Origin of the sequence: Yimella sp. RIT 621 (assembly GCF_004146205.1) — a bacterium.
In the GTDB taxonomy this organism is placed as follows: domain Bacteria; phylum Actinomycetota; class Actinomycetes; order Actinomycetales; family Dermatophilaceae; genus Yimella; species Yimella lutea.
The window spans coordinates 55,342-79,745 of the sequence record NZ_SEIP01000001.1 but is presented as its reverse complement, the minus strand read 5'-3'; the positions used below and the strand labels follow the sequence as shown (position 1 = coordinate 79,745).

Below are 24,404 nucleotides of genomic sequence, written 5' to 3'. Positions count from 1 at the left end.
CGGGTGGGAAGGACGGTCAGCGCAGGGTGGACAGCACGGATTGCACGGTCTGCAGGTCGTCGTCGGACAAGCGGGCGGCGGCACGAGCCAGGTCACGGCCGACGTGCAAGTTGTCGCCGGTCGGGACGCGCTCAGACAGGTCAGGCAGGAAGATGCCGAGCAGCGACCAGACGCCGCGCAGCATCGGCTTGTCCTCGGCGATCCCAGCGGCAGCCACCAGGGCGTCCATCGGGTCGTCAGCGCGCAGCTGGTCGATGAGTTCGGCGACGGCTGACGGGCTGGACGCTCCAGCTGGCGGCATGACGGCGGCGATCGTCACCGACTTGGCGTCCGCGGAGCAGCCGAGCAACGTCGCGGCCAACTGCAGGTGCGCGGACTCCATGTCGCGGAAGTCCTCGTACTTGTCCAGCGCTGCCACGAGCTTGCGGCGCTGGGTGCGCTCCCGCTCGGCGGCAGCACGAGCCTGCTTCTGCTCCTCGGAGAACTCCCGGGCCTTGGCGGCCTTCTTCTTCGGCGCCTCGGTCTGCTCGACCTGCTGCGTCGACGCGTCGTCGGAAACGGGATCGGATCCGCGGTCGGACGCCGAATCGTAGGTGCTGTTGGGAAGGCTGTAATCGCTCACACCTGTTTCATGGGCAACTTCCACGGAGCCAGGGTGCGGTTTCTGCCGGAGGTCGGAAGTTGCCCAGCCGGACGTAGTCCGGTGGGTAGATCCCGTTGAGCCAGGTCGACTTTTGCCGGGAAGGAGCTACCCACCGGCGGCTTCACCTCCGTGGGCAACTTCCACGGAGCCAGGCCTGTCAGGCCTGCGCCGTTGATCACTACCGGGGGATCGCCAGGTAGCCGACTTCGGCGCAGGTCCACAGCGAGAGGATGAACGCCGCAGTTGTTGCCCAGCGGGCGATGGCATGTGGGTGGTCTGCGTACTGCCGTGCCGCCCACCCGGACAAGGTCAACGAGGACAGAGCCGTCGCGGCGGCCCAGGCGAGGGGTGTCATTGCGCAGCGGCAGGCAGCTCGACCGGATCGCCGGGGCGATACACGATGTGCTGTCCGCGCAGGTGGGCCGCAGTGGGATTGGTGGCGGCGAGGTCGGCATCGAGCAGGTCGGCCGGTTCGAGCCATAATCCGCGCCGGGCCCGGAGCCGTTCCAGGGCGTTCACGGTTGTCGTTGAGCTGGTCGGTTCCATGTTGCCCACGGTGCGACGTAGGGGCTGTCCCACCGTCTCCTGCGATGGTTCGATGCCGAGGTGGACGAGGACATGTCTGAAGAGACAGGACTGCACGGATCAGGTCCGGCCGGGGAATCCGGCGTGACGTGGAACGTGCGGGTGCTGGCCGCCGAGCGGGGGATCTGGACGGCTGTCGATCTGCACCGCCGGTTGCTTGATGAGGGCGTCGGGATCAGTCACCCACAGGCGAACCGAGTGCTGCGGTCTGTTCCGATCCGGCTGCCGATCGAGCAACTGGCCGCGCTGTGCCGGATCCTGGAGTGCACGCCGAACGACTTGCTGCTACCGCGCGACGCAGCGAACTGACAGGTCCGTCGCACCGTGCCGGTTGACTGTCCATTTCTCGACGAAAGAAGACCGCCTTGGACGCCGAAGGCCACCTGCACGCCAACATCCAGCTCTTCACCGAGGGCGCCAACCTCGAGGTCGCTCTCGGCGACTTCCCAAGTATCCTCATCCAACCCTCGGACGACCAGCGCGGCGATGAGAGTTCACTGTCCCTCGATGTCGCACTCAGCCAGCTGACCATCGAAGAGGCGGTCGGCATCCTGCGTGACCTCGCCGACGCAATGGAGAACGCCGAGGCCGTCAGCAGCGGCTCGGGGCAACAGGGCGCTTCGGAGTCCGCTGAGTCCACCGAGGGCTGACCTCGGCCACACCTGGTCGACCGACGGTGCGGCGGACCGCACTGATGTCTGCGGTCCGTCGCACCGTCGCGAGTATGAGCACATCCTCCTCGGCACAGGCCGAAGACCAGTTCGTCGTCACCCTGAACGAGTACCCCGAAAGCAGTGGTCGGGCCGTTGTCCGGTCGATCGCTTTCGGTATGCAACCCCTGATCCTCATTGAGCCCTCGGACAACCAACCGGACGGTGAGTACTCCATCGCGCTCGACGTCTCGCTGTCGCAACTGCCGGCTGACGAAGCCGCCGGGATGCTCCGGCTCATCGCCGAGGCAATCGTGTCCGGTATCGAGACCGGGACGGAGACGGACACTGAGACCAATGGGGATGCCTGAAGCGATGCCGGCACGTAACCGCCATCGCGAACGGCCCCAGACCGCTGCGACACCCGCGAGCATGGCTCGTGTGTCCTCCCTACCGGCCGCCCCTTCCGAGCACCATGTCGACAGCTCGGGCCTTGACCGCCTCGCCGATCTGCTGCAAGACCCTGAGCGCGACAAGCCCGTCGTCATCATGAGCCGGCGCCGGTCGGGGGAGACCTCGATACCACCGCAGCGCGTCATCGAGGTTCTCGGCAACCTCGCCCATGTCCGTGTCCTTGCCAGCTTCGACACCGGGTGGGACCTGGACCGGATCGACAACAAGAGGTACACGACGTACGGCGGTGAGATCCGTGTCGTTGAGCGTGGCGGCTGGGACGACACGATGGTCATTCACCGCCCCGGCGATGATGACGATGAAGCACTCGAACGGATCCGTCGCTCCTGCCAGCACGCCTGCCGTCGCATGGCGCCCGCGCTACCGCCGTCTCACGGGACACGTCAGGCGCTGACTCACCGATTACCGGCTGAGGTCGCCGACCTGCTGTCGAAGATGCGGGACCGGGATGAGCTTCCGAAACCCGGGCCGGTGTCAAGCACGGTCGGTTCACCGGAGCAGAAAAATGCCTCCTGCGAGCCGACGATGCAGCGTCCGGAACGACCGTCCGAGACGGAAGGCGTAGAGCCACCGGTCAAGGAGAACCAACCGTGGGCCAAGCAGATCGAGGACTTGACGCTGAGCAACGAGATCCTCGCCACCGAGACGACGGAGCTGGTCCGTGACACGCCCCTTCGTTGGGGCGGGGTCGGAGCAGTAGCGCATGACACTGCAGGACGTGAACAACAGCAACCAGGACCGGGCCGAAGCCCAGGTATCGTCTCGGCGGCGTGAGCCGGCCGGTCGTCTGCCAAAGAAATCTGAGGAGCAGGCACGCTGGTTGGCGGCGATCACCGAGCTGGTGCAGGAAGCCCGCGCGAACGGTGACTCGCTGACCGGCCCCGGGTCAGGACTGTTGAAGGACCTGACCAAGATGGTGCTGGAGGTCTCCTTGGAAGAGGAGATGACCGAGCACCTCGGCCACGGCAAGCACGAGCCGCCGGCACCAGCCGCTGGTACTGACGATGACGATGATGCGACTAGCAATGCGGATGAGCGGATTCGTCATGGTCGCACCGGAACTCGGACCAAGACCGTACTGACGGACAATGTGGGAAAGGTCGAGATCCAGGTGCCGCGGGACCGGGCGGTCATGTTCGAACCGGTGATCGTGCCCAAGCACCACCGCAAGCTCGGGTCGGTGGAGCAGGTGGTGCTGTCGCTGACCGCGAAGGGTTTGACGACTGGTGAGATCAGCGCGCACTTGGAGGAGATCTACGGCGCGAGCGTGTCCAGGGACACCATCAGCCGGATCACCGACCGAATCGGCGAGGAGTTGAACCAGTGGCTGGCCCCCGGGCGGTTGGACCCGGTGTACGCGGCGATCTTTATCGACGCGATCGTGGTCAAGGTGCGTGACGGGCAGGTCGCCAACCGGCCGTTCTACGCCGCGATCGGGGTGAGCGTCGACGGGCGTAAGGACGTGCTCGGGTTGTGGGCCGGCACCCCCGGCGACGGGGAGGGTGCGAAGTATTGGCTGGCGGTGCTGACCGAGTTGAAGAACCGCGGCATCAAGGACACGATGTTCGTTGTCTGTGACGGCCTGAAGGGCTTGCCGGAGGTGGTGGCCACGACCTGGCCGGACACGACCGTCCAGACGTGTGTCATTCACTTGCTCCGCAACAGTTTCCGGCTGACGTCGCGTAAGTACTGGGACCAGATCGCCAAGGAACTGGAGCTGGTGTACACCGCGCCCACTGCGCAGGCGGCACGAGCACAGTTCGAGACGTTCACCGACAGCTGGGGCCAGCAGTACCCGGCGCTGATCCGGTTGTGGGACAACGCCTGGGAAGAGTTCACCCCGTTCCTGGCCTACGACGTCGAGATCCGGCGAATCTTCTTCAGCACCAACGCGATCGAGTCGTTGAACGCCCGCTACCGGCGAGCAGTCCGCGCCCGCGGGCACTTCCCGAACGAGCAAGCAGCCCTCAAATGCCTGTGCCTGGTCACCAGGTCGCTGGACCCCACCGGGCGAGGACAGGCACGATGGACCATGCGATGGAAGCCAGCACTCAACGTGTTCGCGACCGTCTTCGAGGGCCGCTGGCCCACCGCAGAACAGTACTAATCAACAGGACCAGAAACACCGAAATTCTGACACTCCCCGACGGACCCAGACCACCTGGAGGATGCCGCTAGGGCGAGTAGTCCTGCGCCGAGGCATGTGGTGGTTGCGAGTAGCGACCAGGTGTTTCCTGCGGGCGTCTGGAGTATCCGGACGAACCGTCCACCGGGGGCGGAGCTGCCGTAGGTGAGCATGAAGAGGGTCAGCAGGCCCGTGGTGATGGTGGCTACTGGTGGGTTGGAGATTGCGGACAGTCCGGCGGCACAGGAGGTGAGAAGGATGCAATTGCGTGCGGCGTCCCATTGCGGGGTTGGGGCGGCAGACGCGACGAGGAGGACTACGGCGCACAACGACAGGAGTAGGGCCGAGTCCATCCACCCTGTCGATCGTGCCGCCCCGCGGGTGAGGTGTGTGTGCCGGTTCCGCAGGCACGCGGCGGCGGTGACCGAGAGGGCCAGTGCGGCGATGGTGGGGATGTCCGCAGTCGATCCTTCTCCTCCGCCGATGATGCCGGGAACTAGGACGCCTGATCGGCCGATAGACCCCGCGATGACGGCTGCGGTTGCCGCGAGGATGAGCCAGGCCACGCGACGGGACTTCAGGTACAACATCATGAGCCGCACCCCGTCAACACGGATCTCAGGCGTGAATGCACTTGGTCAGCGGGGAGACCGTCGAGTTCTTTGACCGCTGCCGCAGCAGATGGGTTGCGTTCAGCGACTTCGCCACGGGTCAGGCCCAGGAAACGGCCGAGGTGAGCCGTCGCTCGCTCTTCGGATTCGACGGTGTTGCATCCTGACGCGTGAGCGAGGTCCACGGCTAGGGCATACCTGTGCTCGGAGAGGGTCAGGCCCCGCGTCCACAGGAAGGTGATTGAGCCGGGCGTAGGCTTTTCGCTCCACCGAGGAGGTAGCGAGACCCCTGCGGAGTTCATCTTCTGGTGCGCGCCCCGGAGGAAACCCACCACTTCCGGCAGCTCGTCTTGGTGCTCAGGCCATACGCAGACCTGCTGGCCACCTGTAGCGGTACAGACTGGCTTGGTCGTTCTCGCGGTACTTGCTGTGGTTCCCGGCAGATGAGCAAGGCCCCATGCGCCGGCGATGGCCAGCACTGCCGCGGTAAGTAGCGCAGTGATGCCGTCCCGGCGTGTTCGAGATGCCGCAGCGATCACGACGATCGACAGCAGGATCACGAGAAGCGCCATGGTGGCTACCGTCGCCAAAGCGGAGGCATGGATTTGCTCAGTCGATGAGCAACAGGACGCCGTCACTCCCGGGAGAACAACACGAGCGACCCGGCGGCCCGGGTCACTGATGGAGATAGCCATCACTGCATAGCCGGTCACAAGAGCGATAGGACTAGCGATCACGCGAGGGAGCACGGCGGCGAGTGCGGCTCCCCAAGCAGCTCCCATCACCAAGGAGACCGCGCCTATCACGAGGGTGGATCCGGCCAGGAGTGAGTCCGGTGCGCCTGCAACGAGGACCACTACGACGCATGCCCCCCCGATGGTCAGAGCAACTCCTCCACCCAGCACGCGAATCACAGCCCGCATTTGCTGTGCTGGACCGAACCGCTGCCCCAACCAGCGCCGCAGCCGTCCAACATCCCAAGCCGCCCAGGCCGCCATGAGCGGAGCGCTCACGACCAGCGACACCCACGCCTGGCTCAACCCGACGAGCCGGTAGTCACCGAAGTGTTCCTTTTCGGAAACTGCAGCTGCGTAGGTGCAGGCCACCACCAGCGGGACGAATACCCAGCTCAGGGACCAGCGCAGCCCCCTCCACCAGCTCACACGTCACCTGTCAGAGCAAGGAAAGCTGACTCCACGCGACGATATGGACTGTTGCCCTCGCCTCGTGCGATGAACTCGTCAATGTCTCCTTGGAAGACCAGCTTCCCCCCGTCAATGACCGCGACCTCTTCGAAGATGACATCAACATCGTCGAGCTGATGGGTGGAAACGACAACAGGTCGATCAATGCGCAGGATCAGATCCCTCACACGAACCCGCTGTGCAGGGTCCAACCCAGCAGTCGGCTCGTCTAGCAACAAAACATCGGCTGGGCGAGCGAGAACCTCAGCTAGCCCCACCCTCCTCAGCTCACCACCGGACAAAGCACTCGGTGAACGATCCGCCAGACTAACAAGATCAGCTGCCTTCAGAGCCTCATCGGCAAGCTTCCTAGCCTCACGTTCGCTGGACCCGCCGAGCCACGAAGCGAACGCGACCTGCTCCCGAACTGTCAGACCGTCCAACGCGCAGATGTCCTGCGGCATCATCGCAACCCGAGCTTTCAGCTGCTTCTGAGACACCGGTCCCCCATCGACACATACGCGACCCTCACGGGGCGCCTGGAGGCCGCTCGCCACTCGCAGCGTCGTCGATTTGCCGGCACCGTTGCGCCCCAACAGTAAAGTTTTCCCCTTGGAGGGCAGCTGCCAGGACAAGCCCTCGAGAACATCCCGGCGCGCCATCCGGACCGAAACGTCCTCGAGGGCAACTGTCATGACTAGTAGGCCACCTTCACTGAGCCGGAGAGACCGCCACCACCTGAAACCTGCTTCACCGTGAAGTGAATGTCACCGGAGGTCCGCTTGTACCCGACCCGGGCGTCACAGGTCGCAGCCTCGGAGCCGACCACCTCATCGGGGACCGGCCACTGCCGGTTCCGGTAGATAGCGATTCTGGCTCCCCGGTTGCACGAGTAGATCTGAGCGTAGTTCGAAGCGCTGTCGGAGTTCTTGTCGGTCCACGTACGCGAACCGAAACCCGGACCTACCCCAGTCACCGAAGTGGTGAAGCTCCCTTCCGCGTAGGCCGGTCCCGCGATCGCTAGGCAGGCGGCGCCCACGGCTACCGCTCGAACGAAGTTCCTGTGCATCCAAATTCTCCCTTGAACGTGTCTAGTTGAGGCGAAGCCGCCTCCAGATCGCCGTCCGACGACCGACGCCAAGTCAACAACATCAAGGGTTCAACGCCCGGAGTCTTTAGCTACTCATGACGGCTACTATACGAAACCTTTACGTCCAGGCTTTCTGCTCCACCGCTGCCGCGTGTCGTGTGCTCTTCGCGCGAGCGTTCTGTCCGGGGTAGCGGGTTGTGCTTGTCATATCCCAAATGGAGGGCCACTTCCGCTTCCAGCGGCGACTGCAGCACCTGACGGGTCAGCGCGGTCAACAGGCCGCCCTCGCCCGTCAACGCGATCCCGCACTCGTGGCTGCAGGGCCACCACGTGATGACGAATGAGAACACCAGGCCTGGTGGGACTGCGCGCCGACATGGCCGACCTGAACAAGAAGATCAACCGGTTCACCCACATCGTCAGCCAGATCGGTGATGCAGGTGGACTGTGCGACGAAGACCTGTTCACCGACCCGGCGCAGCAGGCGCGATACGACATCGAGCAGGTCTGGCTGCGCCACTTGCCACCGGCAGACCGCGACCAGCACCCGATGCGCCGGTACGTGTTCGGCGTCGACTTCCTGGGCAGCCTGAACGACCCCTCGTTCCAGCTCGCGAACCGGCAGCAGATCATCGCCGCAGCCGTGGACGTCCTCACCCGGCGCGCGTACACCAACGGGCGCAAAGCGCACCCTCAACTTGCCGGAGAGGGCGGCAGGCAGGTCATACGTCACGACGGAGCCTCGGCGTACCGCTGCACGATCATCACTAAGTCCGGCGGTCCTCGTCTGCTGTGGTGGGAGCTGACCGACGGCACCGTCGAGCTGGCACGGGTCGCGCACCACGACGATCACAAGATCCGATAACCGTCCGTCGCGTCGCACCGTCTCGGGCATGTCGAACACCGCCCACCCGGTATGCGCACACTGCGGTCAGCCCGCCCGCGGTATGGCGCACGTCGGAGACGACCGCGTGTGCCACCCCGACAGCGGGATGGACTGCTACCACCTGGTGACCGTCTGGGGGCACCAGCGCACCGGGGCGATCGAGACGTGCAGCGAGTGCATCTCGGACAAGGCCGAGCGGTCCAGGATCATGGGGTTGTCCCGACGCGAACTCACCGATCGCGTCCGAGCAGCCCACCAGGAGGTTCAGTCATGAACGGACTGCTAGCTGTACTGACCGGAGACGTTGATCGACGATCGGCCGGTGACGCGAGATACTCGCTGCATGGGCGAGCCGCAGGTTGAAGAGGTCAGCGCAGACTTCGCGCGCCGATGGTGGAAGTCCCTGATGGCGAACGCGGTGGCGCTTGTGGAGGATGCCCACGCCCTGGCGGACCGGGGCAGTGCCGGCCGGGCTCAGGCGCTCCTGGTGCTCGCGATGGAGGAAGTGGCGAAGGCACGCTGGCTTTACGAGGCCGCCGAGTGGGAGTGGAGTGCACCTTTGGGCCTCTACGGGGTGCAGCCTCACGAACCTGGCCTGGTTCGGGTTCCGGACGGCCTACGCACCACCCGCGCACCACATGCAGAAAAGCTGCAGGTGGCGGAGCAGTTTGCGTCAGGTCTGGGTGGCTTCTGGGACCCAGACCGTCGGATCGAGTACTACCAGTTGCCGGACTTGGAGACGTTCCATGGGTTGGCGCGGCAGCGGAACCTCGACAAGCAGGCTGGCTTCTATGTCGACCGTGCAGCCGACCGGATCTCCTCGCCGCTGGACATACCCGCCGGGGGGATCGTGGAGCAGATTCGTCGAGCGGCCAAGGTAGTTCAGATGCATCTGATCCAGGACCACACCCGCCAACAAGACGCCTCCGTTCCTAGCCGGATCGACTCGGCGGAGGATCTCCACTGGACGATCCTTCCCTACTCGGACCCCGAGTTCTTCACCGAGGAGCCGCCCGGCGTGGGCGTCGAAGCCACCGAAGAGTAGCCAGCCGCTCTGAGTTTGGTGAGTGGCGGCTGGTTACCGCACGCGGTATGCGGTCGCACTTCGTTGTAGTGCCCCAGCCACGGCTCGAGCGCGTCGCGGCGTTCTTGCTCGCTGGTGTAGCAGCGGGCGTAGGCCCACCCGTCGGCCATCGTCCGGTGGAAGCGCTCCACCTTCCCATTGGTCTGCGGGCGGTACGGGCGCGTCCGTTTCGGCGTGATCGACAGGCCATGGCAGGTGTCGCGCCACAGGTGCGACCGGTACGCCCCACCGTTGTCCGACAGCACCCGCTCGATGGTGACGCCATGGCCGGCGAACCACTGCACCGCCCGGCGAAGGACGGCGACGGCAGTGATGGCGGTCTCGTCGTCGTGGACCTCGGTGTATGCGACGCGGGAGTGGTCGTCGATGACGGTGTGGACGAACGCGTACCCGAGTTTCGGGCCGCCGTACTGGTTGCGCGGCTTGCCTGGCGTGGCGGCGCGGTTCTTCTCGCCTTGGCGGCGGCCGACGTACCGCCAACCGCCACCGTCAGGGATGTTCCCGACCTTCTTCACGTCCACGTGCACCAACGACCCGGGGTGAGGGTGCTCGTACCGGCGGACGGGCTCACCGGTGGCGCGGTCCACGTAGGACAACCGGTTCAGGCGCGCCGTGGTGAGGATGCGATGCACGGTGGACGGTGCGATGTCGAGTCGGGAAGCGAGCTGAACGGGCCCTTCCCGCAGTCGCATTCGAAGGCTCACGCAGCGCTTCGTCACCGACTTCGGGGTCTTGTTCGGCGAAGTCCTCGGGCGCGACGACCGGTCCTGCATGGACTCGCCGACCAGGTAGCGGTCGACCCATCGCTTCACGGTCGGCCATGACACTTGGAACCGCGCGGCGACTTCACTGATCGGCCAGCCGTCGTCGACGACGAGACGGGCGACCTTGAGTCGGTGTCGGGGCGTGAGAGCGGCGTTGGCGTGATGTCCTCGTGTCATGAAGCCAGAGCCACGAAGAGTGTCGCCGCGATGAAGACGCACTGCATCGCCGTTCGCTGCGGCAGGGGCGTGTTGGGTGAGTGCTCAGACCTACGGGCTTGTGACGCGTAGACATTCGCGGGGAACATCACGAACAGCAGCACGGCCAGACTGAGCGCTGCTGCCACGCGCAGCTGTCCCGCCTCGGGAGGAACGAGAAGGGCGACGGCACCCAGCAGCTCGAGCACGCCGGTGAGTGCGACCAGCGCGGCGGGATGCTTGAGAGCCGGTGGGACGATGGCGATGAGCCCTGCCCGCCGTGCAGGGAAGAAGTGGCTGGCGCCGGTCACGATGAACATGGCAGCCAGCCCCACAGCCGTGGCGGCGGGCCAGGAGGCGACGTAGCCGACGCCCAGCGCCCCCACCGCTCGGGCAAGAGTTGTGAAGACGAGTAGGACGATCAAAGGTGCCATGGGAACTCCCTATCTAGACAATGACTAGATAAGGCTAGCCTTTGATCTGGTCGATGCCTAGATCGAACTCATAGGGTGTGGTCATGAGCGACGGATATCACCACGGCGACCTAAGACGAGCACTCCTCGACGAGTCGGCGCAGATGATCGACGAGGTTGGACCCAGTTCACTGTCGCTGCGCGAGCTTGCCCGTCGGGCCGGGGTCTCGCATGGCGCACCCGCGCATCATTTCGGCGATCGACGAGGCCTGCTCACGGCGCTAGCCGCGCAAGGTCTGCGCCTGCTTGCCGCCGATGTGGCCGCAGCCACGGCTGGTGGCTTCGACGAGGCAGCAGTCGCGTACGTCAGGTTCGCACGTGAGCACCCTGGCCACTACGCCGTGATGCACAGGCCGGAGCTGCTCCACGCCGATGACGGTGAGTTGAGTGCAGCCCGGGCATCCTCGATGGAGGCGCTTATGGCAGGCGTCGAATCAATACCCGCAGAACGCAGGGCACACCTGACAACCTCGGAAGCAGCGCACGTGGCCTGGTCCCTGGTTCACGGGCTTGCATCCCTTGCAGCCGAAGGCGCTACCCCCGATCTTCAAACAGACGATCTCGCCCGCCGCGCCGCTCGGCAACTCTTCGCGTAAGTCTTCGATCAACGTCCCCGGTTAGTACAGCTAGCCGACATCGAAGAAGCACTGGCGGCTGCCAATGCCTGACGACGAGCTGTCGGACCAGGAGCGGACGGCGATTACTGCACTCCAACGGCTCGGCCGCCGCTGGCCGCGTTCACTCACCCTGGCGAGCATGGACGGAAGTCTGGTTGTGATCCGGACCGGTGACAGCCGGTTCATCGACGACGACACAGACCGCGCCGAAGCGGTCGTTGCCGACATTCGCGGCATCCCCAATACCGGCGGTGGATGGTGACCAGCTTGCCGGCGAGTACGCGGTACCGGCTGTTCGGCCACCATGAACGCTGAACGGTCAGGTCCGTCGCACCGTCTGAGCATGTCCTCCCCTCGAACCTTCACGTTCACCCAGAAGCGCCCCGTCGTCTCAGCCACGGTGGTCGGCGAACCGGCCACTGCGGAAGCCATTGAAGCGACGCCCGTGTTGCGGCGGCCCTCCTTGGAGACCGCAGTGCAGTTCGGTGGCCCGGTCGTGCGTCGGCTGCTGGAACAGGTGCCGTTGCGCGGCGACCGCAGCTACGTCACGGTCGACACCAAGGTCACGCTGTTGATGCCGGGCTGGTACCCGGCGATTCCCGGATGGCACACCGACGGCGTCCCACGCGGCGCCGACCTGAGACCCGACGGCAAAGGTGCACCGCGACTGGACGAACAGGTCGACATGGGCGAAGGTCCGCGCTACCACGTCATCTCCGTCGGGCTGGATTCACCGACCGAGTTCATCGACCAGACCTTCGACCTGGAAATGGAGCACTACGACTCCACGCAGCTGTACGCCGAACTGACCCGCAAGGTGGAGACGCTCGTGCAGAACGGCGACCTGTCGACCGTTGCGGTGTCCGACCGCTGGGTGAGCTGGGACTGGTGGAACGTGCACCGCGCGATTCCCGCGACCGCAACCGGCTGGCGGCTGCTCATCCGGGTGACCGAATCCGACCAGCTCAAGCCGCGCACGGCTGACTTCATCCGCGCCCAGTCGCAGGTGTACGTCCCGGTCGAGTTCGGCTGGTAGCTGTGGAGATGGTGAGCGAAGGATCCTCGGCGTCCGGAGAGTCTCCACTGTTCGAGGTCTACGACCGCAACGGCTCCCTGGTCCTGACCGTCAGCATGGATGGACAGCAGGCGAGCGACGTCATCGCCTGCTCGGACCTCTCGGTCGCGATGAAGATGGCCGGCGGCACGACCTTGAATCTGTCCGACCTGACCTCCCGCGAGGAGACCGTCGACCCGATGCGGCCCATCGACCGAGCCGACCGGCGGGCAGGGTGAACGGCCAGGCACAGGCCGCGCTGAACGTGCAGGGACTGCTGGCCGACCTCGACACGAGCGCCCGTTGGGCTGAACAGCGGGCCGAGTGCCTGCGTCGCATCGGCCCTGGTACCGGTCAATCGAAGGGACGCGCAGCCCATGCGCACGCCGAGTTCGCAGCGCGCGTCCGCAACACCACCGCTCACGGGTTACACGATGCCTGAGCGTTTCGTGCGCGGACTGCATCGCATCGCCGACGTTCCCGACGGCAGTTACGTCGAAGCGATCACCGACGACAGGACCCGCTGGGTGAAGGTGTCCAGCCACGACAGCGACGCACTCATCGACGACGACGGCAGGGTCATCGAGCCGTTCATCTCGAAGGCCGGTGAACAGCTCGGCCGGGTGGTCGTCACCGACAACCCGGCCGCCCCGTTGACGATCAGCGTCCCCGACTGGGACGACTACTTCCTCAGGATGTCCACCAGCGCCGGGGTCCGCGGTAAGTGCCGCCGCCGGCAAGTCGGCGCCATCGTCGTCGACGAGCACCACCGGATCATCGCGACCGGATACAACGGAGCCCCGTCCGGCATCCCGGACTGCCTGGAAGGCGGCTGCCCGCCTGGTCTGACCGCACCCGGCCAGATCCCGCCCGACACCGGATACGACAGCCCCGGCACCGACGGGTACTGCCCGGCCAGTCACGCCGAGACCAACGCCCTCGCCAACGCGGTCGCATCCGTGCGCGGCGCAACCTGCTACGTCACCCATCAGCCGTGCCCGTCGTGCTGGAAGGCACTGGCAGCCTCCGGCATCACCCGAGCAGTCTGGCCCGAAGGCCAAGCCGCCCCGTTCGACGTGCTGATGGGTCTGCTCGGGTTGGTTGAGTAACGCCGAGAGCACGAACGAGCCCCGCACAGTCTGCGCGGGACTCGTCTCGTCTCAGCTCGTCGCGGGCGACGGCAACCGGTACTCCGACCAGCGCACGCACTCGGCGACCAGCACCTCGACCGAGGGCCAGGTGAGCTCGAGCGCCTGAGCCGGCCACCTGCCGAAGCACCGAATGACAGCGCCGATGCCTTCATTCGGATCGGTGATGTCCAGCAGGGCCGACTCATCAAGCAGCGACTCGCGCATGAGAGCGATCGCCAGAGACGTCTCGTCGAACAGCGCCGATACGTGAGCAAGATGCTCAGGGTCGGCCTCAGTCAGCCGGACGGCGAACCGATCGACAACACCTCCCATGATGTCCCAGGCCGCGGCGACCCTCTCCTCGTCAGTCTCGTACGGGCTGATCCGGTCGATGACCGCGAGCATGATCCCGCGGGTCGCAGCCACGGTCGCGCGCAGGTCGTCCGTGCTCATGTCGTGCGGTCGGACGGACGCTGCGGGGGTCTTGGCAGAGGCGATGCGCAGCAGGGAGGAAACGGCGGTGGGGAGGTCGGTGGTCATAACCGGACGGTGCGACGGTCTACGGATGGTGGGGCGCTGGCTGTGAAGCCACGGCCCTACGACGAGGGAAGATTCGCATGATCGCTCGGTCAGTACCACCGCGCAGCGGGTGGTGCTGAGTGGGCTCGTTCATTCGGTACCGCGTGGTGTTGACCGACGAAGTCGGTCAGTACCAGTTGACGGCTTCGGAGTGAGCCCACGCGCCACAGGGGGAGCCGTAGCGTCCCTTGATGTAGGTCAGGCCCCAGGTGATCTGGGTGGCCGGATTGGTGCGCCAGTCGGCGCCGGCGGAGGCCATCTTGGATCCCGGCAGCGACTGCGGGATGCCGTAGGCGCCCGAGGAGGGGTTCGTCGCGGTGTGCGCCCAACCGGATTCGCGGGTCCAGAGTCTGTCCAGGCAGCCGAACTGATCCTGACCCCAGCCGTACGAGGACAGCATGGACTGTGCGATCGAGCGTGCGGAACCCGCGGGGACCGGAGCGGCCTTCTCAACAGGTTTCGGGTTCGGGGCGCTGGTGTCCTTCGTCGGTTGCGCAGGCGTCGCGGCGGACGGAGCCCTGGTCTTCGACTTCTGGGTCGGCGTCTTCGCTGCGGGCGCGGGCCGAGCCGGGACAGTAGTGGGCGTCGGGACGATGACGACCGGCGTGGACTGCACGAGCGGGAGTGCCTGCGCCGCCGGGGCAAGCATCACAGGTCGCGCGCTCGATCGGGAGACGCTGATCTCGACGGGCCGCAACGGAGTTGATGAGGGCCCCTTGTCGATCGGTTGCATCGCTTGAGCGGGCGCAGCGATCGCGAGGAGGGCGAGGGTGGACAGCAGCTTGGTCTTCTGGGTGGTGTGCATGAAGTAGACGGTGCGACGCGCTTCGGTCGTCAGGCGCCTTCGGCAGCCAGCCGACCTTTAACGGTCAACGTCTGCTTAACCCACGACGAGCGCGTCGTCCGCTCACAGGCATTCGCAGTCGTCCACATTCTCGCCGCACTCCGAGCACGTCGAGTCGCAGACGCATTCCTCAACAACCGCGCCGCAGTCGCTGCAGTAGTCCTCGTCGTCGTCGTCGTCGTCGAACGGGCCGACGTAATCAAAGATGGGCGTGACAACCTTCTTCTCCGAAGCGTCGAGCACGACGTAACGCGAGACGCGCATCTTGGCGCAGCCGCTGTCCTTGGGGACGCTCACCACGTCGGCGGGGTCGACGAGTACGCGCAACAGTTTGCGGCCGAATCCGTTGGCGTAGTCCCAGGTGCCGACGTGCAAGCCGACCGAGCAGGCAACGTTGCGGTCGGTCTGCACGTACGAGCGTGGAATCTCGACGGTCGCACCAGCGGGGTTCGGAATGTGCCCGATGTGGGCGACGCCGTTGACGTAGACCGGCTCGACACCGGAACGCATCGAAAGGTTGTCCTCGACGTTCTGGACACCCTTGTAGCCCAGGATCAGGCCGTCCGGGGTGATGGTGAAGTCCTCGGACTCCAACCACGTCCACAGGTGAACGCGGGACACCTGTGAGGGGTTCTTGGCGAGCCGCTCCATGAAATGCACCAGCGCGACGTACCGCTGATCGTCGTCCTTGAGCAGCCGCAGCATGTGCCGGGCCAGAGCGTTGTTGATGACGTCGCCGTCCCACAACAGGTTCGTGCCGTCGTAGGAGATGTGGTCGGACAGCTTCGACAGCGACTGTGCGATGTGCGTCTTGGTGTCCACCAACACCGCCAGGTCGGCGTAACTCGAACCGTCACCGGACAGTAGACAGTCGCGGACTCGGGCGTAGTTCGGGTGAGCGGATGAGAGCGTCTTGGAGCCCGAACCTGCCGGGTCGAAGAACGTGATCGTCGAGTCGTTTCCGGTGGAAATGACGTTGTACGGAATGGTGGTTTTCATACCCGTACGGTGCGACGAAGCTCGCGGGTTGGGCGTCGTGTCCTCATGCCGCGACAGCCGCCTGAGCCGCCTGGTGCTGACGCAACAGGTAGACCCCGTTGAGGACATCGAGCAGGTCATCGCCGTCCAGATGCCGCGCCCGCAGCACCGGATACACCTCGGCGATGCTGTCCTCGCGGCTGTTTGGGCTGAACGTCGCCAGGACGGCGAGCCAATCCTGATCCGGCACCGACGCTGCCGCACGCAGCCGTGGGTCGAACAGGCGGTCGGCGTACTCCGTCAGAGGGGCGAGATGGTTGACGAGAGCCAACGCATCCCGTTCAACCGTGTTGAGCCCAGCGACGACCTGCCGGATCTCCGACCAGTAGTTGTCCGCACGGGTGATCGTCAGCCCAGCCTTGGCCCACTTCTTCGCCGGGGCGCGACCGTCCTTCTGCACGAGTACCGGGCAGGTCGAGGTCACGGCTTGCTGGTTCACACCGTCGTTCCGGTTGATGACGCGCAAATGACCGCCGTACTCCTTGCACAACGCGACGAGAGCGGTCTCGGTCAGTTCCAGATCGACGACGGAGCGCGGCACACGCACCCGATACGTCGGCTCGATGACGGCGCCGCCAACGGTGACCTTCTGCTGCGTGGAAGCCTTGATGCTCTCACCGAGCGCCTTGAACTGTGCAGCGGTCAGGACATCCACCTCGTCGCCGTCGTGACCCCAGCGCAGCCACCCGATCTGGCCGGACTCCTCGGGAACGGTGACCAGAGTTCGGCCGGTGCCTCGTGGCTGACTTTCCTGCGGCGGGTCACGGCGGCGGCAGGATGCGCCGCGGTGATCGCGTTAGCGGTGTCGACGAACACGACGAAAGAGTCGATGATCCTGGTCGGTGCGTGTCTGGGGGTGGCTGTGTTGGTGATGCCGGACCTCGTACCAGTCATCCTTCGACGGGTGCCCGAAGGTGCCCCGGGTCAACGCCTCGCGGTGCGACAACTACGCGCGGACAGCAGCCGCGCCCAAGCCGCAATCCTCACCTTGGTTGTCGCTGTCGCTGTCCCGGTCGCGTTCTTCACCCTCGTCTCGACCGTCACCCACGCCGGCAACGACGCTCGCGTTGCGGCGGTGCCCCCCGGGCAAATCATGGTGAGCGACGGTCAGAGCGGCATCGGCGCACCGAGTACCGACGTCGTCAACGTGGTCAGGGCGAACCTGCCCGCCGCGCGGACCGTGGTCCTTGGTGCCGCGTCCGGTGCGGCGGGACCGGTCGCGATCGAGAACGCGCCCGCAATGGGTGTGTGGACGGTGAACGGGCCCGCAGACGCGGAACGGCTCATCGGTTCGCCCTTGACCGAGGCGCAGCGCGTTACTCTGGGCCGGGGCGGGATACTCGTGTGGGACGACAAGCCGGCCGGAACCCGCCGCCTCACATCATGGGCGCAACCCACTTCGGGTCCGGACGGTGCGCATGTCGCGGCTGTCGTGGACGCGACACCGGCGGTCATCGACCCGTCGTGGCAGCGAAGCGCGTCCGGGCTCATCACCCGCGCGGGCCTTGAGCGGCATGGGCTGCGTAGCGACGGTGGGCTGGTCGTGTTCACCGGCGTGTCAGACGCTGACGCGCAAGCGGTCGCGCGGGATGTGGTGGCCCGCGGCATCGACATCAGCCAGGTCGTTGTGCACGAGGAACCGAACAGTGTCGTCGTGCCGTTGGCGTTCACCCTCGCGGCCGTCATGCTCGCTGCGGTCGTCGGGTTCACCGCGTTGGTGCTGTTCCGGGGCCAAGCCCGCACGATGAGCCGGTACCTCGCGAGTCTGGTCGCGATCGGTTTGACGCCAGTGTGGGTTGGCAGGGTGCTGCTGCGACAAGCGGTGATCATCTGCGTCGTCGGGACCCTCGTCGGGGCTGCGATCGGTGTCGCCAGCGTCACCGCCTTCAGCCGAGCCCACCAAGGGCTTCCACTTGTCGTCCCGTGGGTCCCGATCGTCGCGACGACAGGATTGGGTGTGAGCGCCGCATTGCTGTCCTCGTTGCTGTCCGGGCGTCGTGTCCGTGCCACCGATAGGTTCACCGACTGATCTACCCCTGCACGTGCACCGCGCACTGCGCCACGCATCAACATCACGCACCAACAACGTCTGCTCGGGGAATGGAGACACATGCACCGCCGGATCGTCGCGATCTGCTCTCGACCCTTCGGCAGACTCGGCCAAGTTCGCGCTCGACGCGGGTGTGGTTGCTGCATCCTTCGGATCCTTCAGTCACCTCCGTATCGACGACTCTCCCTGCGTCGGGTTCGCGCCGTTGTCTGGCTTCCACCGCACCGCGGACGGCTGGATTCGGTTGCACGCGAACTACCCCCATCATGAGCAGGCACTCCTGGCCGCCCTTGGCGCCCGCACGACGGAGGTGGCACGCCAAGAACTAGCACGTCGGACAAGCGCCGACATCGAAGCGGCGGTACGCGCCCATGGCGGACTGGCAGCGGAGGTACGCAAACCGCATGAATGGCTTGCTTCTCCCTCGGCAGCCGCACTGAACGACACTGCGTGGATCGAGTGGAAAACCAGCGAAGGGGCGCCGATCCGACCGCACGTAGGAGGGGAGGGGCGACGCCCGCTCAAGGGAGTCCGGGTGCTCGATCTAACACGGGTGATTGCCGGTCCGTCCGCGAGCCGACTGCTCGGTGCCCTTGGCGCTGATGTGCTGCGACTCGACCCACCGGACATCCCCGAGTTGTGGGACCACCACGCGGATACGGGATTTGACAAGCGCAGCGCGGTCGCCGACCTCAGGGACCGCAGGACCCGTGAGCGAGCGCATTCGCTGTTGAATGAGGCCGATGCCGTCATGCTCGGTTACCGCTTGGACGGACTGCAGCGCTTCGGGTTTGACGTCGTGTCGACGCGAGAGGCATCCGCACCTCGTAGTCGTCTCGCTCGACGCGTGGGGAACGACGGGCCCGTACACGGGCCAGTGCGGCTTCGACAGCATCGTCCAAGCAGCGACCGCGATTTCCCACCTCTATGGTCAGGGAGAGGGCGACGAGTGGAAGCCGGGGGCACTGCCGGTACAGGCACTCGACCATGCCACCGGCCTTGGCATGGGCGCGGCCCTGCTGACACTACTTCGAGTCCGCGCCCAGGGCCGGTCCGGTCACGCACACCTCTCTCTGGCCAGGACGGCCGTGGAGCTGCTGAAGGCTGCCCCACCCTCCGGACCGCCCGCCCCCTCGAGAAGGTCGACCTGAGGCGATCAGTGAGCTCGTTCGGGTCCCTCGAATTTGTCCCACCCCCGTTAACGATCGACGGCACACAGCTGGAGTTCACTTCAATGCCGCAGCGATACGGGACTTCAACAATGACTTGGCGCTAAGTCGTGCGTCGAGGAACCTTCGGCGAACACGTCGCGCGGGTACCGCTCGGACTGGACCGAGTTCACCACCTGGTGCGCCCACCACGGCCGGGCCCCGTTGCCGGCGGCCGCGTCGACGATCACCGGGTACCTGTCCGACCTGGCCAAGGCCGGCGCGAAGGTCGGCACGATGAGCCGGCGAGTCCTCCTACAGATGTGCCAGTGTCCGTGCTGGTCGCTGGATGAATTGCGCGGCGTCCGGTGTGCACGGCCCGAGGTCGTAGCCCGCGGCCTGTGCCGCCGGCGCCTGTTGGACGAGGCGATCGTGGCCGTAGCGCCTGGCCCACCAGCGGCCGCCGTCGATCTTGGAGAGGATGATCTGGTCGGTCGCGTACGCCGCGGCAGGCGTTGAGAATGGCGTACCGCTGGTCGGCGTGCTCAACGCCCCAAACTAGCTCGCCGCAAAGGTAGGTCAGCATCATGCCGGGTGAGACCGTTGACGCACTTCCTGAACTTGATGACCGCTACCGCAAGACTCTGACACTTGCCCTTGAGTCGAGTCGCGACGTCTACCTCGGAACCGAAGGTCTTCGTCCTGAGGATCTGGCATGACGCCCGAGGATCACCAGCCGCTCGAGGCGCTGCTTCTGGCCGCTGGGGCGTCGTGCAGGACGATGGTGACCTGCTTATCACATTCATCCAAGCTGGCGCGCAGATGGGGTTCCCGGAGGCTCAGGGGTTGGAAGCGCACCCGTGGAAGGGCCGGTACGACCGGTGGACAGGTCACGGTTCGTTGAGTTTCGCGCGGGCTCGCCAGGCATGGGGGTATTCGATCTTTTGGCCGGGAGCGCGAGTTCGAGTGCTGGTACATCGATTTGATGGCGTCCTATCGTCGTTTCGAGGGGGGCGTGGGTTCACCTACGGGCGGTACGGATCAGTGCGCGCGGTAGTTGCGGATCCACCGCTGGTGCTGGCAGTGCCACAGCACGGTCTGTCCAGGGACGAACCGTCGTTCGGGCCGGGTCGCGTTCCTGCGCCGGCCCCTCCTTCCCGATCGGGGGAGAGAGGGCTGCTGGTTCGTGCACGGCATGACGCATACCTTGCCGCAGATCCGATCCCGTCGCACGGACCTACCGAGGGTCGTTCGATCGTGAGGTGCGTCGCACCGTACCCATATGGCAAACGCGATTGCGCTCGACATCGAGACCGACACATCCCCGCTGACCGACAAGGAGAAAGCCGCCGGCTACACCTCTCGAGGACTGGACCCGGCCATCACCGCCGTCACCGCCGTCAGCATGTACGACGGCACCGACAGCCACGTCTTCTCCGGCGAGGAGAGGTCACTCCTGACCGACCTGGCGGACCGGCTGCGCACCAGCGACGCCGACACGGTCCTCACCTGGAACGGCTCCGCGTTCGACTTCCCGTTCCTCGACGCGCGGATGGGCCTGCATGACATCCAGACACCGTGGACGCTGGTCCACAACCCGGACATCCCCGTCAAGTACGAACCGACGCCGGGCTACCTCGGCGGATACGACGTGCGAGGTCTGGGCGCCAACCACGTCGATGTCGCCCTCGTCACCCGCGAACGGACCGGCCGCTGGTGCTCGCTCAAGATGCACGCGCGCAGCGAGTACGGGCTGCACCCCGTAGAGGTCGACCGCACCAAGATGCACCTGCTCACCGGGAAGCAGCTGCGCGAGTACGTCGTCTCCGACGCAGTCATCACCTACGAGATCGGCCAGCGCATGGGCTTGCTGGCCGCCTGACCTTCCAGACCACACAGCAGCGCCCTCCGGGATCTCCGGAGGGCGCTGATCGTCGGTCCGTCAGTCGACGGTCGTTCCGGCGCGACGGATCGGCAGGACGTCGGCGTCGCGGCCGATGATCTGATCCCACTGGTTTTCGATTGCCTTACCGGCCTTCTTTGTCAGCGACGTGGTGACGTGCTGGTACCGGGGAAGTTGAGAGCCGTCAGACCAGCCCAGTGCCTCCTGCACGATGCGCGGGTCGATTCCTTCGGTCAATAACTGTGTCGCCACCGTGTGACGCGAGGAGTGAGTTCCGCGGTGCAGCACTTCGGCTTCGTGCAGAATCGCCTGCCACTGACGAGCATCGGCGCGATGGTCACGGGCGCCACCGGTAGTGCTCGACGGAAACACCAGGCCACCGTGCTCGGACAGGATCGAGGTGTCGAAGATTCCGCGTTTTGCCGCTCGCTCCCAGTCAACGCGCCAGTCTCGCAGCACTTCAACGAGCTGATCAGGAAGCCAGATCGCCCGAACGCCAGCCGCCGACTTGGTCTTTCCGAACTGGCTGGCCTTCGTCTTGTGGGGGCATTGCGCGGGGGTGTGCTGATCCTGCTCCTTCGGGTCGCATCCGTGCAGCCACTGGACTCGCTTCAGAGATCGTTTGATGATCAGACGGTTCTCTTCGAGATTGAAGTCGCCCCATGCCAACCCGAGACATTCGGACTGGCGGCCCCCGGTCATCAGCTGAGCGGCCCAACGAGCGGAGTCTCGGTGTCGAATGACGACGTTCCAGACGGCAAGCAACTCCGTCTGAGAGAAGGGCTGAGGTGAACGCTGGGCGGGTGCCGGTTTGGCGACGTCGGCCGCGACATTTCGTGTGAGGTGTCCGCGGCGCACGGCGAGGTTGAGCGCCTTTGCGAGCTGGACGTGCACTGCACGAACGGTGCTGGCGGACATGCCTTTGGCCTTGAGGTGGATTTGCAGCTCGACGACGTCTGTCGCAGTGATGGTGTCGATCAAACGATTGCCGAGCTGTGACTTCAGGTGGTTCCGGTACAAGCTGGCTGCGGCTGAGACGGTAGCCGCCTCCAGGTTGTTCAGGTCGTCAGTACGTCGGACCTCGACGATCCACTGGTCCAGCGTCGGCATCGACCGAGCCGGGGCCGTCGGTCGGACCGGGTCGAGTCCATTGGCGAGCATCCATTCATCGCGCAGGTCCCGGCACGCATCTTTGGTCGTGGCCGTGAAGCTCTTGCGCACGGTCTGTCCGTCGGCGAGGCGGAACGACTGCTTCAGGCGACGCTTCTTGTTGGCGGTGACCGTCCATGTCCCCTCGGGGTTGATCGGGCGGGCCATCAGCTTGCCTGGCCGATGGACGGGACGCGGTGGCGCTCGAGGTATTCCTCAATGTCCGATCGCAGAATCCGGGGGGAGTGGCCGACCTGGGTGCGACTGATTTCTCCCTCTGAGATCAGCCGACGCAAGGTCGGCTCGGAAACGCCGAGGAGGGCTGACGCATCAGCGAGGGTGTACGCCGGGTCGGTCAGGGGGATGATCGGAGGTCCAACGGTCTCGTCTGGAACGGAAGCCACGACCATGCTGGTGACTCGCTCAAGGTCTTCTTGGAGTCGAGCTATCGTCGCGAGGATGACGCTCTTGGAAGGTGTCTGGTTACTCATGGGCGGACGGTGCGACGAGTCCCGTCCGACACCTCGCCACCGAAACCGCTCCACCGTCGGACCGCCGTGTCCGTCAAGGCGCAGGCGTCGCGCGTCGGACGGCGTCGTTGTGGGCTCGTCGCGGTTCAACACGCACCTCCGAGGTCGTTGTGGGCCCGGTTGTGGGCCCACAACACTCGGGCCCACAACTCAAAGACACCGGTGGAGAAAGCAACAGGACACCTATGTGTCCCGGATTTCCGGGACAAACAGGTGTCCTTTGCGTTGTCGGGCTGACAGGATTTGAACCTGCGGCCCCTTGACCCCCAGTCAAGTGCGCTACCAAACTGCGCCACAGCCCGATCGGCTCGTTTCCGAACCTCCGGAATCCTAGCCGACCGTCGCGGGAGAGCCGAATCGGACCCGACTTCGCCGACCTTTCAGGCAGATGTCCTACTTCAGTTCGTCGCGTCTGGCGCTGCCGAGGATGTCGCTGCAGCGGGGGAGGTGTCGTCGAACACCTGGATCCGCCCGGAGTAATTCGCGATCCACACGGTCCCGGTGACCGAGTCGTAGGAGACACCGATCGGGTTCGCGAAAGTCTTCACCGTCTGGATCACCCGCATGTCACTGGTGCGGATCTTCTGCGCGACGTTCGCCCAGTGGTCGACGACGTAGAGCGCCTTGCCGTCGGGGGAGATGGCCATCGTCCGGGGTTCGCGCTCGGTGGGTGTGGTCGCCAGGACGACGCCGGTATCCCGGTCGACCTTCGTGACGTGATTGGCACGCGACGAGACCACGTAGAGGAACTTCGCGTCCGGCGACATGGTGATGTGGCGCGCCGCCTGGCCTACATGCGCGAACAGCGTGTAGGTGCCTGCGTCCAGGTCGACCCGATAGATGTTCGGGGTGCTGAACGCGGCGACGTACGCGGTCTTGGAGTCGGGCAGGACAACCATTCCGCGGGGATTCTTCGGCAATGGAATCTGCTTGACCTGTCGACCGGTGGCCAGGTCGATCACGCTCATCGTCCAGCTGCACCAGTTGTTGACCAGCAGGGTCCTGCCGTCCGGCGTCACCGTCAGGTACTTCGGCACAGCGCCGACGCGGATCACTTGATCGACGGCGAACGACTTCTGCGTGTCGATCCGATAGACGAAGGAATCGACGTACCCGTTCTCGGGCCCGCAGAAATCCTGGGCGGAATCGCGATGGTTCGGACCGGACATGACGTAGTTCGAGACATACGCGTAGCGGCCGTCAGGGCTCCAGGCGGCCTCCACCGGAGCACCCTTCGTGCGACCGGGGAACTCCGGGAAGCCGAAGGTGGAGAGATCGACGTCGTCGGCCACGGTTGCCGCGAGGGTGCCCGTTCGTGTGTCGTAGAACGTCGCCGAGTGCGAATACATCATGTTGTTCGCGACGGCGAGTCCGTGACCGCTGGTCACGACGGACTTCGGTGTGATTGCGCCACCGATCGTCCTCGTCTCGACCATCGTCGTGAGGTCGGACGCCATCCGCGAGGCCAGCGGTGTGTTGCTCGTGCTCGCAGTAGGTCTCGGCGCGGTGGATTGCGTGGAGGCGCCGGACGACGACCTGCTCGACGTGGCAGCGCTTGAGGAGCTCCCGAGAGAGCACCCGGAGGTACTCGCGACCAG

30 protein-coding genes, 1 tRNA gene and 1 pseudogene are annotated in these 24,404 nt (G+C 65.5%); 17 read left to right on the top strand and 15 right to left on the bottom strand.

Annotation, left to right across the window (positions count from 1 at the left end; all coding sequences use genetic code 11):
- Positions 1 to 16: 16 nt before the first annotated feature.
- The 3 genes from EU513_RS00430 to EU513_RS00425 form a co-directional block, all read right to left on the bottom strand.
- Positions 17 to 622: a hypothetical protein gene (locus EU513_RS00430; RefSeq protein WP_129623894.1), complete on the bottom strand. Its 606-nt coding sequence runs from the start codon at positions 620 to 622 to the stop codon at positions 17 to 19.
- Positions 623 to 821: 199 nt separating this feature from the next.
- Positions 822 to 998 (bottom strand): hypothetical protein, encoded by a 177-nt coding sequence (locus EU513_RS15650; RefSeq protein ID WP_168990075.1) that lies wholly within the window; start codon positions 996 to 998, stop codon positions 822 to 824.
- The gene (locus EU513_RS00425) at positions 995 to 1,189 is read right to left on the bottom strand and encodes a hypothetical protein (RefSeq protein WP_129623893.1); all 195 of its coding nucleotides are present in this window, start codon (positions 1,187 to 1,189) and stop codon (positions 995 to 997) included. The genes EU513_RS15650 and EU513_RS00425 overlap by 4 nt, the downstream gene beginning before the upstream one ends.
- Positions 1,190 to 1,261: 72 nt before the next feature.
- Between EU513_RS00425 and EU513_RS00420 the strand changes: the two genes are divergently transcribed.
- The 5 genes from EU513_RS00420 to EU513_RS00400 all read left to right on the top strand — a co-directional run bounded on the left by EU513_RS00420 (position 1,262) and on the right by EU513_RS00400 (position 4,459).
- Entirely contained in the window at positions 1,262 to 1,537 is a 276-nt protein-coding gene (locus EU513_RS00420; RefSeq protein ID WP_129623892.1) for a helix-turn-helix transcriptional regulator, read from the top strand.
- A 56-nt stretch (positions 1,538 to 1,593) separates the two neighbouring features.
- The gene (locus tag EU513_RS00415) at positions 1,594 to 1,878 is read left to right on the top strand and encodes a hypothetical protein (protein ID WP_129623891.1); all 285 of its coding nucleotides are present in this window, start codon (positions 1,594 to 1,596) and stop codon (positions 1,876 to 1,878) included.
- A 74-nt stretch (positions 1,879 to 1,952) separates the two neighbouring features.
- Complete coding sequence (locus tag EU513_RS00410; RefSeq protein ID WP_129623890.1) at positions 1,953 to 2,249, top strand: hypothetical protein; 297 nt, start codon at positions 1,953 to 1,955, stop codon at positions 2,247 to 2,249.
- A 61-nt stretch (positions 2,250 to 2,310) separates the two neighbouring features.
- The gene (locus tag EU513_RS00405; protein ID WP_129623889.1) at positions 2,311 to 3,126 is read left to right on the top strand and encodes a hypothetical protein; all 816 of its coding nucleotides are present in this window, start codon (positions 2,311 to 2,313) and stop codon (positions 3,124 to 3,126) included.
- A complete protein-coding gene (locus tag EU513_RS00400; protein WP_129623888.1) occupies positions 3,056 to 4,459 on the top strand; it encodes an IS256 family transposase in 1,404 nt (467 codons plus the stop codon). The genes EU513_RS00405 and EU513_RS00400 overlap by 71 nt, the downstream gene beginning before the upstream one ends.
- Positions 4,460 to 6,247: 1,788 nt before the next feature.
- Here the strand turns inward: EU513_RS00400 and EU513_RS00395 are convergent.
- On the bottom strand, positions 6,248 to 6,967 hold the full coding sequence (locus tag EU513_RS00395; protein WP_129623887.1) for an ABC transporter ATP-binding protein: 720 nt from the start codon (positions 6,965 to 6,967) through the stop codon (positions 6,248 to 6,250).
- Positions 6,968 to 7,702: 735 nt separating this feature from the next.
- On the opposite strand from EU513_RS00395, the gene EU513_RS00390 reads away from it, so the two are divergent.
- The 3 genes from EU513_RS00390 to EU513_RS00380 all read left to right on the top strand — a co-directional run bounded on the left by EU513_RS00390 (position 7,703) and on the right by EU513_RS00380 (position 9,293).
- Positions 7,703 to 8,227, top strand: coding sequence for a hypothetical protein (locus EU513_RS00390; RefSeq protein ID WP_129623886.1), 525 nt, complete (start codon positions 7,703 to 7,705; stop codon positions 8,225 to 8,227).
- A gap of 28 nt (positions 8,228 to 8,255) precedes the next feature.
- Positions 8,256 to 8,522 (top strand): hypothetical protein, encoded by a 267-nt coding sequence (locus tag EU513_RS00385; RefSeq protein WP_129623885.1) that lies wholly within the window; start codon positions 8,256 to 8,258, stop codon positions 8,520 to 8,522.
- Positions 8,523 to 8,591: 69 nt separating this feature from the next.
- The gene (locus EU513_RS00380) at positions 8,592 to 9,293 is read left to right on the top strand and encodes an AbiV family abortive infection protein (RefSeq protein WP_129623884.1); all 702 of its coding nucleotides are present in this window, start codon (positions 8,592 to 8,594) and stop codon (positions 9,291 to 9,293) included.
- Here the strand turns inward: EU513_RS00380 and EU513_RS00375 are convergent.
- Together EU513_RS00375 and EU513_RS00370 are read right to left on the bottom strand one after the other, a co-directional pair.
- Positions 9,227 to 10,273, bottom strand: a complete 1,047-nt coding sequence (locus EU513_RS00375) for an IS481-like element ISKrh1 family transposase (RefSeq protein ID WP_129623883.1) — start codon at positions 10,271 to 10,273, stop codon at positions 9,227 to 9,229. The two genes, EU513_RS00380 and EU513_RS00375, sit on opposite strands and share 67 nt — an antisense overlap.
- Entirely contained in the window at positions 10,270 to 10,725 is a 456-nt protein-coding gene (locus EU513_RS00370; RefSeq protein ID WP_026077386.1) for a DoxX family protein, read from the bottom strand. The genes EU513_RS00375 and EU513_RS00370 overlap by 4 nt, the downstream gene beginning before the upstream one ends.
- An 83-nt stretch (positions 10,726 to 10,808) precedes the next feature.
- Between EU513_RS00370 and EU513_RS00365 the strand changes: the two genes are divergently transcribed.
- From EU513_RS00365 to EU513_RS00340, 6 genes are all read left to right on the top strand, one after another.
- Complete coding sequence (locus EU513_RS00365) at positions 10,809 to 11,360, top strand: TetR/AcrR family transcriptional regulator (protein ID WP_012397337.1); 552 nt, start codon at positions 10,809 to 10,811, stop codon at positions 11,358 to 11,360.
- Between the two features lie 160 nt (positions 11,361 to 11,520).
- Complete coding sequence (locus EU513_RS16520; RefSeq protein ID WP_255407397.1) at positions 11,521 to 11,643, top strand: hypothetical protein; 123 nt, start codon at positions 11,521 to 11,523, stop codon at positions 11,641 to 11,643.
- An 81-nt stretch (positions 11,644 to 11,724) separates the two neighbouring features.
- Entirely contained in the window at positions 11,725 to 12,417 is a 693-nt protein-coding gene (locus EU513_RS00355; protein ID WP_129623881.1) for a hypothetical protein, read from the top strand.
- Between the two features lie 8 nt (positions 12,418 to 12,425).
- Positions 12,426 to 12,674, top strand: a complete 249-nt coding sequence (locus EU513_RS00350; protein WP_136622849.1) for a hypothetical protein — start codon at positions 12,426 to 12,428, stop codon at positions 12,672 to 12,674.
- On the top strand, positions 12,671 to 12,877 hold the full coding sequence (locus EU513_RS00345; protein WP_129623879.1) for a hypothetical protein: 207 nt from the start codon (positions 12,671 to 12,673) through the stop codon (positions 12,875 to 12,877). The genes EU513_RS00350 and EU513_RS00345 overlap by 4 nt, the downstream gene beginning before the upstream one ends.
- Positions 12,870 to 13,544: a deaminase gene (locus EU513_RS00340; RefSeq protein ID WP_129623878.1), complete on the top strand. Its 675-nt coding sequence runs from the start codon at positions 12,870 to 12,872 to the stop codon at positions 13,542 to 13,544. Before EU513_RS00345 ends, EU513_RS00340 begins: the two co-directional genes overlap by 8 nt.
- Before the next feature lie 51 nt (positions 13,545 to 13,595).
- On the opposite strand, the gene EU513_RS00335 is transcribed toward EU513_RS00340, so the two are convergent.
- From EU513_RS00335 to EU513_RS15645, 4 genes are all read right to left on the bottom strand, one after another.
- Entirely contained in the window at positions 13,596 to 14,105 is a 510-nt protein-coding gene (locus tag EU513_RS00335; protein WP_129623877.1) for a hypothetical protein, read from the bottom strand.
- 166 nt (positions 14,106 to 14,271) lie between these two features.
- Positions 14,272 to 14,949, bottom strand: a complete 678-nt coding sequence (locus EU513_RS16235; RefSeq protein WP_240795855.1) for a hypothetical protein — start codon at positions 14,947 to 14,949, stop codon at positions 14,272 to 14,274.
- Positions 14,950 to 15,051: 102 nt separating this feature from the next.
- Positions 15,052 to 15,987, bottom strand: coding sequence for a hypothetical protein (locus tag EU513_RS00325; RefSeq protein WP_129623876.1), 936 nt, complete (start codon positions 15,985 to 15,987; stop codon positions 15,052 to 15,054).
- A 43-nt stretch (positions 15,988 to 16,030) separates the two neighbouring features.
- Positions 16,031 to 16,681: a hypothetical protein gene (locus EU513_RS15645; RefSeq protein WP_168990074.1), complete on the bottom strand. Its 651-nt coding sequence runs from the start codon at positions 16,679 to 16,681 to the stop codon at positions 16,031 to 16,033.
- Positions 16,682 to 16,693: 12 nt separating this feature from the next.
- Between EU513_RS15645 and EU513_RS15640 the strand changes: the two genes are divergently transcribed.
- Positions 16,694 to 18,055, top strand: coding sequence for an FtsX-like permease family protein (locus EU513_RS15640; protein WP_168990073.1), 1,362 nt, complete (start codon positions 16,694 to 16,696; stop codon positions 18,053 to 18,055).
- Positions 18,024 to 19,227 (top strand): annotated as a pseudogene (locus tag EU513_RS16600) (CoA transferase). The gene EU513_RS15640 and the pseudogene EU513_RS16600 overlap by 32 nt, the downstream one beginning before the upstream one ends.
- Positions 19,228 to 19,539: 312 nt before the next feature.
- Here the strand turns inward: EU513_RS16600 and EU513_RS00305 are convergent.
- Positions 19,540 to 19,773 carry a hypothetical protein gene (locus EU513_RS00305; protein WP_129623873.1) on the bottom strand — a complete coding sequence of 78 codons (234 nt, stop codon included), beginning with the start codon at positions 19,771 to 19,773 and terminating at the stop codon, positions 19,540 to 19,542.
- Between the two features lie 733 nt (positions 19,774 to 20,506).
- On the opposite strand from EU513_RS00305, the gene EU513_RS00300 reads away from it, so the two are divergent.
- Positions 20,507 to 21,106: a 3'-5' exonuclease gene (locus EU513_RS00300; RefSeq protein ID WP_129623872.1), complete on the top strand. Its 600-nt coding sequence runs from the start codon at positions 20,507 to 20,509 to the stop codon at positions 21,104 to 21,106.
- A 60-nt stretch (positions 21,107 to 21,166) separates the two neighbouring features.
- On the opposite strand, the gene EU513_RS00295 is transcribed toward EU513_RS00300, so the two are convergent.
- The 4 genes from EU513_RS00295 to EU513_RS00280 form a co-directional block, all read right to left on the bottom strand.
- A complete protein-coding gene (locus EU513_RS00295; RefSeq protein WP_129623871.1) occupies positions 21,167 to 22,444 on the bottom strand; it encodes a tyrosine-type recombinase/integrase in 1,278 nt (425 codons plus the stop codon).
- Entirely contained in the window at positions 22,444 to 22,767 is a 324-nt protein-coding gene (locus tag EU513_RS00290) for a helix-turn-helix domain-containing protein (protein WP_129623870.1), read from the bottom strand. The genes EU513_RS00295 and EU513_RS00290 overlap by 1 nt, the downstream gene beginning before the upstream one ends.
- Before the next feature lie 267 nt (positions 22,768 to 23,034).
- A tRNA-Pro gene (locus EU513_RS00285) sits at positions 23,035 to 23,108 on the bottom strand.
- Between the two features lie 96 nt (positions 23,109 to 23,204).
- Positions 23,205 to 24,263: a YncE family protein gene (locus EU513_RS00280; RefSeq protein WP_168990071.1), complete on the bottom strand. Its 1,059-nt coding sequence runs from the start codon at positions 24,261 to 24,263 to the stop codon at positions 23,205 to 23,207.
- Between the last annotated feature and the right edge of the window lie 141 nt (positions 24,264 to 24,404).